Here is a 12,547-nt window from a genome sequence, read left to right on the forward strand (position 1 = left end):
GGGCGGCCTACTTTTTTTACATGTACACGTGATTTTACCCTTGATCTTTCTTCGTTTATGGACGAATATGATGTACGAGATACGGCACTACCTGACATCATCGGGCAGGGATTTGTATACGGAATGGCTGAAGCGCCAGCGCGACAATACGGCCAGGGTAGCCATCGTGCGCCGGGTACTGCGTATGATTCCCGGCAATTTTGGCGACCACAAGTTTTGCCGCGACGGTGTGTGGGAGTTGCGCATCGATGTGGGGCCTGGCTACCGCGTGTATTACGCCATCGCTGACGGGCAGATCATTTTATTATTGTGTGGCGGAGACAAGCGCACGCAGTCGAAAGATATCGAATACGCCTGTGCCTGCTGGCACGACTGGAAGGAGAGGGAAGATGAAAGAGGACGTGAAAGAGGTCATGAGCAAACCAGCAAGAGACCGCTCGCATGACGAGGCGATGGCTGAGCTGTACTGCGACGATCCCGCCTTCGCCCTGGAACTCATCAACAATATCCTCGTCGATGGCGACCACGGCGAACTGCTGGCCGTGCTGCGCCAGCTGACGCGCGCCTTTGGCGGCGTGCCCGCCGTGGCGCAGGCGGCCAAGCTCAATCCTACCCAGCTGTACCGCACCTTGTCGCCCGATGGCAATCCCTCCTTGAGCACCTTGACGGCCATCCTCGATGCCATGGGCTTGCGCCTGGCCGTGGAACCCAGGCAGCCCGAGCGTCCATTTCCCGCGCCGGCTGCCTGAATCCCCTGGCGGCTTAAAACTCCACGGGTCGTGCCTCGCGCATCGCCTGCGTCATGGCCAGGCCGATGCGCGTCGCTTCCGTCGCATCGTGCAAGGTCAGCGACAAGGTGCGCCGGCCCAGCGCCGCATCCGTGAATTCCTGCGCCTCGATCAAAAAGGCGTCGGCGAAGCGGGCATAGAAGTCCGGCGTGCATTCATTGCGTACGCCATGCGCATCCGAAATCTCCACCCGATTCAGGCTTGGATTGCTGCCCACGGCCAGGCGGCCGCCCGTGCCGAACACTTCCGTCAGGGTTTCATGTCCATGCGCCATGGTGCGCGAGGCCATGAAGCTGGCCATGCTGCCATCGGCAAACTCGACCGTGGCCAGGCCGTTGTCGACGTCGCCGAACGCCTGCAAGCCCGTGTGGATGGCATTGGTGCCGCTCGCATACACACGCTTGGGCACGGGGTTGCCCAGCAGCCAGCGCGCCAGGTCGATATCGTGCACGCTGCAATCGAGGAAGATGCCGCCGCTGGTGGGGGCGAAGCGCATGAAGGCGCCGCTGGGGTCGTTCTGGTCGCAGGTTTGCGAACGGACAAGGTAAGGCTTGCCGATCAGGCCTTGGGCGATCTTTTGCTGCGCGTCATGGTAGCTGGCGTCAAAACGCCGCACGAAGCCGATCATGATGGTCAGCTGCGGATGGCGCGCCGCTTCCGCTTCCACTTTCAGGCAGTCGGCCAGGTCCAGCGACAGCGGCTTTTCGCAAAACACGTGTTTTCCGGCGCGCAGGGCGGCGATGATCTGGTCCGCGTGCAGCGAGGTGGGCGTGACGAGGAAGACGGCATCCAGGCCCGGATGGGCCAGCAGGGCGTCGTAGTCGGCATAACCGGTGGTGATGCCGAGCGTGCTGGCTGCCCAGTCCAGTTCTGCTGGTACGGGGCTGCAGGCGGCCACGACTTCGGCATTCGGCACGCGCTGCGCCAGGTTGATGGCGTGGCGCTGGCCCAGCCGGCCCAGGCCGACGATGCCGACTTTTAATGTTGGGGATGACATGGTGTCTCCAGGTATTTTTATTATTGGTTTATAAAGTGACCACGCGCTGTTCGCGCCACGACAAGGTGGCTGCTTCGGCCAGTTCCAGTGCCTTCAAGCCATCGTGGACGGTGGTGCGCAGCGGCGTGCCGTGGCTGAGGGCGTCAAAGAAGTGCGCCATTTCCTGTGCGTAAGCCACGCGATAACGTTCCAGGAAAAAATCTTCCGGCTTGTCCACGCTGACGTTCACTGAGCCATACGCCGTCACTTCCGTCGGCTTGTGGTTGCCCGCTTGTAGCATGCCGGCGCTGCCCAGCACCTCAAAACGCTGGTCGTAGCCGTAGGCGGCGCGGCGCGAGGCATTGATCTGGCACAAGCGTCCCTTGGCCGTGCGGATGGTGACGACGGCCGTGTCCAGGTCGCCCGCCTCGCCGATGGCGGGGTCCACCAGGCAGCTGCCCGTGGCGTGCACGCTGACGGCTTCATCGTCGAGTATCCAGCGGAAGATGTCGAAATCGTGGATCAGCATATCCTTGAAGATGCCGCCCGATACCTTGATGTAGCTGACGGGTGGCGGGCCAGGATCGCGGCTGGTGACGACCAGCAATTCGGGCGTGCCGATTTCGCCCGCTTCGATGCGTGTCTTGACGGCATTGAAAGTGGGGTCGTAGCGGCGCTGGAAGCCCAGCATGCACAGCACCTTGGCTTCCTTGACGGCGGCGGCGCAGGCGCGCGCACGGTCGATGGTCAGGTCGACGGGTTTTTCGCAAAAGATGGCCTTGCCGGCGGCGGCCGAGCGCAGGATCAGGTCCGCATGCGTGTCCGTGCTGGAAGCGATGACGACGGCCTTGACGGCCGGGTCGGCCAGTGCCGCCTCGACCGTCGCGCTGCTGCCGCCATGCAAGCCAGCCAGCGCGGCGGCCGCTTCCTGGTTGACGTCTACCACATACTTGAACTGCACGCCGGGTTGGGCGGCCAGGTTGGCCGCGTGGATTTTGCCGATGCGTCCGGCGCCGAACAACGCTACTTCAATCATCATGTTCTCCTGGGGTGTGGATTTCTTCGATGTCGAGCTCTAATTTGTATGCCAGCGCGATGAACAGCGCCTGGCACAGGCAGATGGTGCTGGTCAGCGAGCGGAAGGCGAAGGCGCTGCCCTCGGTGACGGTGAGCAGCGCGTCGGCGGCCCGCGCGAGCGGGGCCAGCTTGCTGTCAGTAATCACCAGGACCTTGGCGCCCTTGTCTTGCGCCGCCTTGATGCACTGCTGGGTTTCCTTGCCGTAAGGCGAGAAACTGATGGCGATCGCCACATCGCGTTCGCGCACGCTGCGCATCTGTTCGCGGTGCATGCCGCCCAGTCCGCTAATCAGGTGCACGCGCTTGTCCGTGTGCTCCAGCGCGTAGGCGATGTAGGAGGCGATCGGGAAGGACCGGCGCACGCCGATCACATAGATGTTTTCCGCTTTCAGCAGCAGGTTGACGGCCGCTTCCAGTTGCGCGTCGTCGAGTCCGGCGGCCAGGTCGTCGAGGCCGGCGCGGCTGGCGCCAACGAATTCGCGCGTCAGGTCGCCCGCACTGAGGGCGGCGTCGCGCGTGGAAATGAGCTTGCGGATGCGTTGCTGATAGTCGGGCGTGGCGCCGGCCTGGTCCGTATAAGCTTGGCGGAAGACATCCTGCATTTCGCTGAAACCCGTGTAGCCGAAGCGCTGCGCGAAGCGCACGATGGCCGACGGCTGCACGTCGCAGGCGGCAGCGATGTCGCTGATGCGCTCGAGCATCAGGCTGGCCCGGTGCTTCTCGATGTATTGGGCGATGACTTTCAACTGGCGCGACAGATTGTCGTACTCGGCGGCAATGTGCTGCATCAGCTGTTCGATGGGGGCGGTGGCTGCCATGGTTTTTTTCCTCTGTGTGCTTGCTGGGCCGCGACGGTGTATCAATTCCGTGCGGCTGGTTCTGGCGAGAATTATAGGAGTGAATTCAGAAAATAGAAATGATTTTCTATTTAAATTTATTTTGAAAATTTTATTGCATTTGTCTTTTTTGTGGCCTAAGCTGTGCGCAGTGCATCGGGTCTTGCCAGTATTCCGGCTCCCCGCTGACACGCGACAAAAGCTGGCAACTATAAAAATTAATCCTTCAAGGAGACATTCATGCAAAGCAATAAGCGTAAGGGATTTCTGAAGCGCCTGGCCGTGCTGGGCCTCGGCCTGGGACTGGGTCTGGCCATGAGCGCCAGCCACGCGGCGGGCGAGAAATTCGTGTTGATCAGCCATGCGCCTGATTCCGATTCCTGGTGGAATACGATCAAAAATTCCGTCAAGCAAGCTGGCGAAGACTTCAATGTCACCGTCGACTACCGCAATCCGCCGAATGGCGACCTGGCCGATATGGCGCGCCTGGTCGAGCAATCGGCAGCCCGCAACTACGACGGCGTGATCGTCAGCATCGCCGACTTCAGCGTGCTGCAAAAACCGCTGGGTCTGGTTGCCGCCAAGAAGATTCCGTTTGTCACGATCAACTCCGGTACTCTGACGCAAAGCGAGCAGCTGGGCGCCGTGATGCACGTGGGCCAGCCTGAATTCGAGGCAGGCAAGGGCGCCGGCGAAAAAGCCAAGGCGGCCGGCATCAAATCCTTCGTCTGCGTCAACCACTACGCGACGAATCCATCGTCGTTCGAGCGCTGCCGCGGCTTTGCCGAGGCCATCGGCGTCGATTTCAAGGCCGCTACCTTGGATGCGGGCGAAGATCCGACCACCATCGAGAGCAAGCTGAGCGCCTACCTGCGCAACAACCCGAAAACCCAGGCCGTGCTGGCGTTGGGACCCACTTCGGCCCACGCTTCGTTGAAGGCGCTGGAAAAAATGGGTTTGAAGGGCAAGATGTGGTTTGCCACGTTCGACCTGTCCGATGACATCTCGAAAGGCATCAAGGATGGCAGCATCCAGTTCGCGATCGACCAGCAACCGTACCTGCAAGGCTATATCCCCGTTGCCGTGCTGGCCATCATGAAGCAGGACAAGACCACGGACCTGGCCAAGATCCGCGAAAAGCTGATCAATAACGCCAAGTTCAAGGCACGCCTGGCCGAGTACGGCCTGGCACCATCGTATGGCCCGCGCCATATCGGTTCCGGTCCTGGTTATGTCACCAAGGACAATATCGGCAAGGTGGAGAAATACGCCGGCCAGTTCCGTTAAGCAACCGCTTTTCAATTCAATCAATACTTAGTTGTAGTCCCCGCGCGCAGGCCAAGCTTGCCGGCGCGCGGGTCCTGCCGCCCTGGAATTGTTGTCGAGGCTGGTAGGTTGCTATAAAACAAGGGAGACATAGCATGAGTACCGTGAAATTAAGCGTGGAGCAGGGTGGCATGGCCGCCTCGGGCACGCCGCCGCAAAAGCAGGGCTTTGATGAGCGCGTGGGGCAGGTCAGCCGGCTGAAGCGGCTGTTCAGTCGCCCGGAGTTCGCCTCGATCTCGGGCGCCATCCTGGTGTTCGCCTTCTTCGTCCTGACAGCAGGCGACTCTGGCATGTTCAACCTCGACGGCGTGATCAACTGGGCGCAAGTGGCCGCCTACCTGGGCATCATCGCCATCGGCGCCTGCGTGCTGATGATCGCCGGCGAATTCGACCTGTCGATCGGTTCCATGATCGGCTTTGCCGGCATGATGATCGCCATTCCTTCCGTCTACTTCCACTGGCCAGTGTGGGCCGCCATCCTGTTCGCCTTTGCCGGTTCCATGGCGCTGGGCTGGCTCAACGGCTACCTGGTCATCAAGACGCGCTTGCCTTCGTTTATCGTCACCCTGGCCTTTTTGTTCATCCTGCGCGGCCTGACCCTGGCGCTGTCCATCATGTTTGCCAACCGCACCATCGTCAGCGGCATCGGCGCGCTGGCCGCCGACGACTGGCTGGCCACGACCCTGTTCCATGGCGAAGTGGGCACTTCGCTATTCGCCTGGATGGCCAAGGCGGGCTGGATCACGGCGCTCGACAATGGTGCGCCGCTGGTCAAGGGCATCCCCAAGGTCATCGTCTGGTGGGCCGGCCTGGCGCTCGTGTCCGGCTTCGTCCTGGCCCGCACCCGCATCGGCAACTGGATCTTCGCCGTCGGCGGCGACGCCAACGCGGCCAAGAACGTGGGCGTACCGGTGAAAACCATCAAGGTATCGCTGTTCGTCTTCACCGCCTTCTGCGCCTGCCTGTTTGCCACGCTGCAAGTATTTGACGTGGGTTCGGCCGCCGCCGACCGCGGCATGCAAAAGGAATTCGAAGCCATCATCGCGGCTGTCATCGGCGGCGCCTTGCTGACGGGCGGCTACGGTTCCGTCGTCGGCGCCTGCTTCGGCGCGCTGATCTTCGGCGTGGTGCAGATCGGCATTACTTATACCAATATCAATTCGGACTGGTTCCGCGTCTTCCTCGGCGTCATGCTGCTGATCGCGGTACTGTTCAACAACTTTGTCCGTGCCCGTGTCACGGAAGCGAGATAAGCCATGAGCGAATACATCCTTGCGCTGGAAAACATCAGCAAACGTTTCGGCTCCGTCATCGCCCTGCAAAACGTCACCCTGCGCTTGAAACCGGGCGAAGTGCATTGCCTGCTCGGTGACAACGGCGCCGGCAAGTCGACCCTGATCAAGACCCTGGCCGGCGTGCACAGGCCCACCAGCGGTGAGTATCTGGTTGACGGCAAGCCCGTCAGCTTCAATTCGCCGAAAGAGGCGCTCGACCTGGGCGTGGCCACCGTCTACCAGGACCTGGCGCTGGTGCCCCTGCTGTCCGTGGCGCGCAATTTCTTCATGGGCCGCGAACCGATGCGGAAAATGTTCGGCGTGCTGCCCGTGATGGATATGGAATATGCGGCCACCACGGCGCGCGACAAGCTGGCCGAGATGGGCATCATGGTGCGCGATCCGCATCAGGCCGTGGGCACGATGTCGGGCGGCGAGCGGCAATGCCTGGCCATTGCCCGCGCCATCCACTTCGGCGCGCGCGTCCTGATTCTCGACGAGCCGACGGCCGCGCTGGGCGTGAAGCAGTCGTTCAATGTCCTGAAACTGATTTACAAGGCGCGCGAACGGGGCTTGTCCGTGATCTTTATTACCCACAATGTGCACCATGCCTATCCCGTGGGCGACTCGTTCACTCTCTTGAACCGGGGCAAGTCGCTGGGCACTTACACCAAGGAAACCGTTTCCAAGGATGAAGTACTCGACATGATGGCGGGCGGTGCGGAAATGCAAACGCTGATGAGTGAACTCGACGGTGTCACGATTTAAGGATAGCCATGAATAATTCCACACAATTTGCCCTGGGGCGGGCGCTGGACGTGATCTGCCTGGGCCGCCTGGCGGTGGACCTGTACGCGCAGCAGATCGGCAGCACCCTGGAAGATGTCACCAGTTTCGCCAAATACCTGGGCGGTTCGTCGGCGAATATCGCCTTCGGCACGGCCCGCCTGGGCCTCAAGTCAGCCATGCTGTCGAAAGTGGGCGACGACCACATGGGGCGTTTCCTCACTGACACCTTGTCGAAGGAGGGTTGCGACGTCAGCCACGTGGGCATCGACCGCGACCGCCTGACGGCTTTAGTCATGCTGGGTATCAAGGATAAAAACACCTTTCCCCTGATTTTTTACCGTGAAAATTGCGCCGACATGGCCATCGAAGCCTCTTCGGTGGATGCGGACTTCATTGCCTCCAGCAAGGCGTTGTTGATCACCGGCACGCATTTCTCCACGTCTGCCATGCATGCCGTCAGCACGCAAGCCTTGAAACTGGCCCGCGCGAACAATGTGCGCACTGTGCTCGACATCGATTACCGGCCCGTGCTGTGGGGCTTGTCGGGCAAGGCCGATGGCGAAACGCGTTTCGTCTCGAACGACGGCGTGACCAAACATCTGCAAAGCATCTTGCCGCAGTTCGACCTGATCGTCGGCACGGAAGAGGAATTCATGATCGCCGGCGGCGGCGCCGACATCATGGCCAGCTTGCGCGCCGTGCGGGCCGCCACTCTGGCCACCCTGGTCGTCAAGCGAGGCCCGCTGGGCAGCGCCGTCATCGACAATGTGGTGCCGGCCAGTCTCGATGACGCGTATAACTACCGCGGCGTGCGCGTGGAAGTGCTGAATGTGCTGGGCGCGGGCGACGCGTTTATGTCCGGCTTCCTGAAAGGCTGGCTGCGCGGCGAGGATTACGAAGCGTGCTGCCGCTACGCGAACGGCTGCGGCGCCCTGGTCGTGTCGCGCCACGGCTGTGCGCCGGCCATGCCGTCGCCTGTCGAACTCGACTATTTCCTCGCCAATGCGGTGAAACTGACGCAGCCGGACCAGGACGCGACCTTGTCGCGCCTGCACCGTACGACAGTGGCGCGCAAGCAATGGGATGAGTTGTGCGTATTTGCCTTTGATCACCGCACGCAATTCTTTGAGCTGGCGCAACAGACGGGTGCGCCCGAGTCGGCCATTGCGGCCCTGAAACAATTGATGGTGCAAGCCGTCGCGCAGACGGAAACGACCTTGCAACTGGCCGGCAAGACGGGCGTGCTGATCGATGGCCGCTATGGCGTCGATGCGCTCAACGATGCGACGGGGCGGGGCTGGTGGATAGGCCGCCCCGTGGAGTTGCCGGGATCGAACCCGCTGCAATTTGACTGGGGCCGTTCCATCGGTTCGCACCTGCTCAGCTGGCCGAAGGAACATGTGATCAAGTGCCTGGTGCAACTGCATCCGGACGATGCCGTGGAAAACCGGCTGGAACAGGAAGCGCAGATCAAGGCCCTGTACGATGCGGCGCAAGTGAGCGGTCACGAACTGTTGCTGGAAGTCATACCGTCGGAAGCCTTGCCGCAGGGCGACGACACGGTCGTGCGCGCCGTCAAGCGCCTGTACAACCTCGGTATTTACCCGGAATGGTGGAAGCTGGAAAGCATGTCAGCCCAGCAATGGCAAGCCATCGATGCCCTGGTGCATGAGCGCGATCCGTATTGCCGTGGCGTCGTCCTGCTGGGCTTGAATGCGCCGATTACCGCCCTGGCCGACAGTTTTGAACAGGCCAGTGCCAGCCGTACTTGCAAGGGTTTCATGGTCGGTCGCACCATCTTCCAGGAGCCGAGCCGCCGCTGGCTGGCCGGGGAACTCGACGATGCGGGCTTGATCGCCGCAGTGCGCGCCAACTTCGAGCAGCTCATTGCCCTGTGGCAGCGTACGCGCAACCGCCTGGAGCGTGCAGCATGAGCGCCACCATCCGCCTGACCATGGCGCAGGCCCTGGTGCGCTACCTGGCTGCCTTGCGCACGGACGATGGACAGCCGCTGTTCGGCGGCGCTTTCGCCATCTTTGGCCACGGCAACGTGGCGGGCCTGGGCGAGGCGCTGTATCAATACCGTGACAGCTTCCCGACTTACCGCGCCCATAATGAACAGGCGATGGCGCACTCGGCCATTGCCTATGCGAAAGCCCACATGCGCCGGCGCATGATGGCTGTCACCAGCTCCATCGGTCCTGGCGCGACCAACTTGCTGACGGCCGCCGCGCTGGCCCACGTGAACCGCCTGCCGGTATTGCTGTTGCCGGGCGACGTGTTCGTCTCGCGCGCGCCGGACCCGGTGCTGCAGCAGCTGGAAGATGCCACGGATGGCAGCGTGTCGGTGAATGACGCGTTTAAACCTTTATCGCGCTATTTCGACCGCATCGTCTATCCGGAGCAGTTGCTGACGGCCTTGCCACGGGCGATTGCCGCCTTGACGGACCCGGCCGCCTGCGGTCCCGTCACTTTATCTCAGCCGCAAGACGTGCAGACGATGGCGTATGACTATCCGGAAGAATTCTTTTCGCCGCGCATCGTGCGTTTCCGCGCCGTGCCGCCCGTCGAGCAGGAACTGGAAGAAGCGGCAGCGTTGTTGAAGAACGCGAAGCAACCGCTGATACTGGCCGGTGGCGGCGTGCTGTATGGCCAGGCCAGCGCCGCCTTGCAGGCCTTTGCCGAGCGCCATGGCATTCCCGTGGCGGAAACCCAGGCCGGTAAAAGTTCCTTGCCATGGGATCACCCTTTGCAGCTGGGCGCCATCGGCGTGACGGGCTCGCCTGCAGCGAACGCGCTGGCGGCGGAGGCGGACGTGGTGCTGGCCATCGGCACGCGCCTGCAGGATTTCACGACGGGCTCGAATTCCCTGTTTGCGCAAGCGCAACTGGTCAGCCTGAACGTCAACCATTTTGACGCGATGAAACGCCGGGGTCTGGGTTTGCAAGCGGACGCGACACTTGGCTTGCAAGGCATGTCGCGGCTGCTGGGCAGCTGGAACAGCGCGGGACTATGGCTGGACCGGGCGCAGCAGGCGGGCCATGCCTGGCGCGCGACGGTTGCAAGCATCACCGGCAAGCGTGACGTGGCCGGCTTGCCGTACGACGGTGAAGTCATCGGCGCCGTGCAGCGCTCTTCACCGGACTCGACCAGCAACGATATCGTCGTCTGCGCGGCAGGGACTCTGCCGGCCGAACTGCATAAACTGTGGAGAACGTCGACGCCGGGCGGCTACCACATGGAATACGGCTACTCGTGCATGGGCTATGAAATCGCCGGCGGCCTCGGCGTCAAGATGGCCAAGCCCGAGCGCGAAGTGATCGTCATGGTGGGCGATGGCAGTTATCTGATGATGAATTCGGAAATCGCCACTTCCGTCATGCTGGACAAAAAACTCATCATCGTCGTGCTCGACAACCGGGGCTATGGCTGCATCAACCGCTTGCAGCAGGCGTGCGGCAATCCATCATTCAACAATATGCTGCCTGATGGCGCGCCGCATATCGACTTCGCCCTGCATGCCCAATCGCTGGGGGCGCTGTCCGAACACGTGGCCAACATTGCCGAGCTGGAGCAGGCGATGCTGCGCGCCCGCGCCGCTACGCGTACCTATCTGATCTGCATCGATACGGACGACACGCGCACGACCGAAGAGGGCGGTTGCTGGTGGGAAGTGGCCGTGCCCGAGGTCTCCACGCAAGCCGGCGTGCAAGCTGCGCGCGCCCGTTATGAACTTGACCGCCAAGGACAACAAAAATGAACGCACCGACATGGAATGTGAAGATCGGCATCAACCCGATCTCGTGGATGAACGACGATTTGCCGTCGCTGGGGGGAGAAACCCCGCTGGAAACGGCCCTCAAGGAAGGCGCCGAGATCGGCTACGTGGGCTTTGAACTGGGCAACAAGTTTCCCAAGGATGCCCCGGCCCTGAACGCCGTGCTGGGCAAATACAATCTTGCCTGCGTCTCCGGCTGGTATTCGGGACGGCTGGCGCACCGCTCCGTGGAAGAGGAAATCGCCGCCGTGGCATCGCACTTGCGCTTGCTGGCCGACAGCGGCGCCACCGTCATGGTCTACGGCGAAGTGGCCGACGCCATCCAGGGTGAAGCGCGCCCTTTGTATAAACGCCCCCGTTTCCAGTCGCAGCAGCAGTGGCAGGACTACGCCGACAAATTGACGGCGTTTGCGAAGCACTTGCTCGACAACGGCGTGCGGCTTGCCTATCACCATCATATGGGGGCCTATGTGGAAACCCCGGCTGACGTGGATCAGCTGATGGCCTTGACGGGGCCGGAAGTGGGCTTGTTGTTTGATACGGGTCATATCACCTTTGCGGGCGGCGATGCGCTGGCGGTGCTGAACAAACATATTGACAGGATTTGCCATGTGCATTGCAAGGATGTGCGCCCCAACGTGGTGAAACTGGCCCGCAATGGCCACTGGAGCTTCCTGCAAGCAGTCATCAACGGGGCCTTCAGCGTGCCGGGCGACGGCAGCATCGACTTCCCGGCCATCCTCACGCGTCTGTATCTGCACGGCTACGAGGGCTGGCTGGTGGTGGAGGCGGAGCAGGACCCGGCCGTCGCGCCCAGCTACGAATACGCGAAGATGGGCCACGATTACCTGGCACGCCTCGTCGATGCCATCCCGCGCCTGGGCCGGGAGGCGGCATGAGCCCGCTGCTGGTGAAAGCGGGCCAAGGCCAGGCCATCGTCGAGGTGACGCCCGAGTCGGCCGGCTGGACGCATGTCGGTTTCGCCGCGCATCGGCTGGCCGCCGGCGAGTCCCTGAACCTGGAGACGGGCAGCCGCGAACTGTGCATCGTCGTGTTGACGGGCACGGTCACCGTGCTGGCGGGCGAACAGAGCTGGGAAGCCATCGGCAATCGCGCCAGCGTTTTTGAAGACATCTCACCCTACGCCGTGTATGTCCCATTGGAAACCAAGGTCAGCATCACGGCGGTGAGCGCTGCGGAAGTGGCGCTGTGCAGCGCACCGGCCACGACCCAGCGTCCGGCGCGCCTGATCGAGCCATCGACCATGACGCGCTCCGTGCGCGGCAAGGGCGCCAACACGCGCTATGTGTGCGACATCCTGCCGCAGACGGCCGAGGCGGACGGCTTGCTGGTGGTCGAGGTGGTTACGCCGTCCGGCCATTCATCGAGCTATCCGCCGCACAAGCACGACAGCGACAATGTGCCGCTGGAAAGTTCGCTGGAAGAAACGTATTACCACCGCCTCAATCCGGAGCAGGGCTTTGCCTACCAAAGAGTCTACACGGACGACCGTTCCATCGATGAAGCCATGGCCGTGGAAAACCACGACGTGGTGATGGTGCCCAGGGGCTACCACCCCGTGACCGTGCCGTATGGCTACGATGGCTATTACCTGAACGTGATGGCCGGCCCCAAGCGGGTCTGGCATTTCAAGAACGACCCGGCCCATGAATGGCTGATGAATACCAAATAAAGGAACTGCA

12 protein-coding genes are annotated in these 12,547 nt (G+C 62.0%); 9 read left to right on the forward strand and 3 right to left on the reverse strand.

The genetic code is table 11. From position 1 onward, the window contains the following. Positions 1-70: 70 nt before the first annotated feature. Positions 71-445 (forward strand): type II toxin-antitoxin system RelE/ParE family toxin, encoded by a 375-nt coding sequence (locus SJI03_RS24100; protein ID WP_322428930.1) that lies wholly within the window; start codon positions 71-73, stop codon positions 443-445. Next, a complete protein-coding gene (locus SJI03_RS24105) occupies positions 414-749 on the forward strand; it encodes an addiction module antidote protein (protein WP_322428890.1) in 336 nt (111 codons plus the stop codon). Before SJI03_RS24100 ends, SJI03_RS24105 begins: the two co-directional genes overlap by 32 nt. A gap of 13 nt (positions 750-762) precedes the next feature. Here SJI03_RS24105 and SJI03_RS24110 read toward each other — a convergent pair whose 3' ends face one another. From SJI03_RS24110 to SJI03_RS24120, 3 genes are read right to left on the reverse strand one after another with little or no spacing between them, the layout of a single operon-like run. Beyond that, a complete protein-coding gene (locus tag SJI03_RS24110; protein WP_322428891.1) occupies positions 763-1,785 on the reverse strand; it encodes a Gfo/Idh/MocA family oxidoreductase in 1,023 nt (340 codons plus the stop codon). Between the two features lie 28 nt (positions 1,786-1,813). Next, entirely contained in the window at positions 1,814-2,800 is a 987-nt protein-coding gene (iolG, locus tag SJI03_RS24115; protein ID WP_322428931.1) for an inositol 2-dehydrogenase, read from the reverse strand. Beyond that, positions 2,793-3,659 carry a MurR/RpiR family transcriptional regulator gene (locus tag SJI03_RS24120; protein WP_034757651.1) on the reverse strand — a complete coding sequence of 289 codons (867 nt, stop codon included), beginning with the start codon at positions 3,657-3,659 and terminating at the stop codon, positions 2,793-2,795. Before SJI03_RS24120 ends, iolG begins: the two co-directional genes overlap by 8 nt. A 258-nt stretch (positions 3,660-3,917) precedes the next feature. Between SJI03_RS24120 and SJI03_RS24125 the strand changes: the two genes are divergently transcribed. The 7 genes from SJI03_RS24125 to iolB all read left to right on the forward strand — a co-directional run bounded on the left by SJI03_RS24125 (position 3,918) and on the right by iolB (position 12,537). Next, positions 3,918-4,964, forward strand: a complete 1,047-nt coding sequence (locus tag SJI03_RS24125) for a sugar ABC transporter substrate-binding protein (protein WP_099380225.1) — start codon at positions 3,918-3,920, stop codon at positions 4,962-4,964. A 170-nt stretch (positions 4,965-5,134) separates the two neighbouring features. Then, positions 5,135-6,256 (forward strand): ABC transporter permease, encoded by a 1,122-nt coding sequence (locus SJI03_RS24130; RefSeq protein WP_322428932.1) that lies wholly within the window; start codon positions 5,135-5,137, stop codon positions 6,254-6,256. A gap of 3 nt (positions 6,257-6,259) precedes the next feature. Next, complete coding sequence (locus tag SJI03_RS24135; protein ID WP_322428892.1) at positions 6,260-7,045, forward strand: ATP-binding cassette domain-containing protein; 786 nt, start codon at positions 6,260-6,262, stop codon at positions 7,043-7,045. Between the two features lie 8 nt (positions 7,046-7,053). Then, positions 7,054-9,000 (forward strand): bifunctional 5-dehydro-2-deoxygluconokinase/5-dehydro-2-deoxyphosphogluconate aldolase, encoded by a 1,947-nt coding sequence (locus SJI03_RS24140; protein ID WP_322428893.1) that lies wholly within the window; start codon positions 7,054-7,056, stop codon positions 8,998-9,000. After that, complete coding sequence (iolD, locus tag SJI03_RS24145) at positions 8,997-10,826, forward strand: 3D-(3,5/4)-trihydroxycyclohexane-1,2-dione acylhydrolase (decyclizing) (protein WP_322428894.1); 1,830 nt, start codon at positions 8,997-8,999, stop codon at positions 10,824-10,826. The genes SJI03_RS24140 and iolD overlap by 4 nt, the downstream gene beginning before the upstream one ends. Next, on the forward strand, positions 10,823-11,743 hold the full coding sequence (iolE, locus tag SJI03_RS24150; protein WP_322428895.1) for a myo-inosose-2 dehydratase: 921 nt from the start codon (positions 10,823-10,825) through the stop codon (positions 11,741-11,743). Before iolD ends, iolE begins: the two co-directional genes overlap by 4 nt. Next, positions 11,740-12,537, forward strand: a complete 798-nt coding sequence (gene iolB / locus SJI03_RS24155; RefSeq protein WP_322428896.1) for a 5-deoxy-glucuronate isomerase — start codon at positions 11,740-11,742, stop codon at positions 12,535-12,537. The genes iolE and iolB overlap by 4 nt, the downstream gene beginning before the upstream one ends. Positions 12,538-12,547 lie beyond the last annotated feature (10 nt).

It is taken from the genome of Janthinobacterium sp. GMG1 (assembly GCF_034427795.1).
Classification (GTDB): Bacteria; Pseudomonadota; Gammaproteobacteria; order Burkholderiales; family Burkholderiaceae_D; genus Janthinobacterium.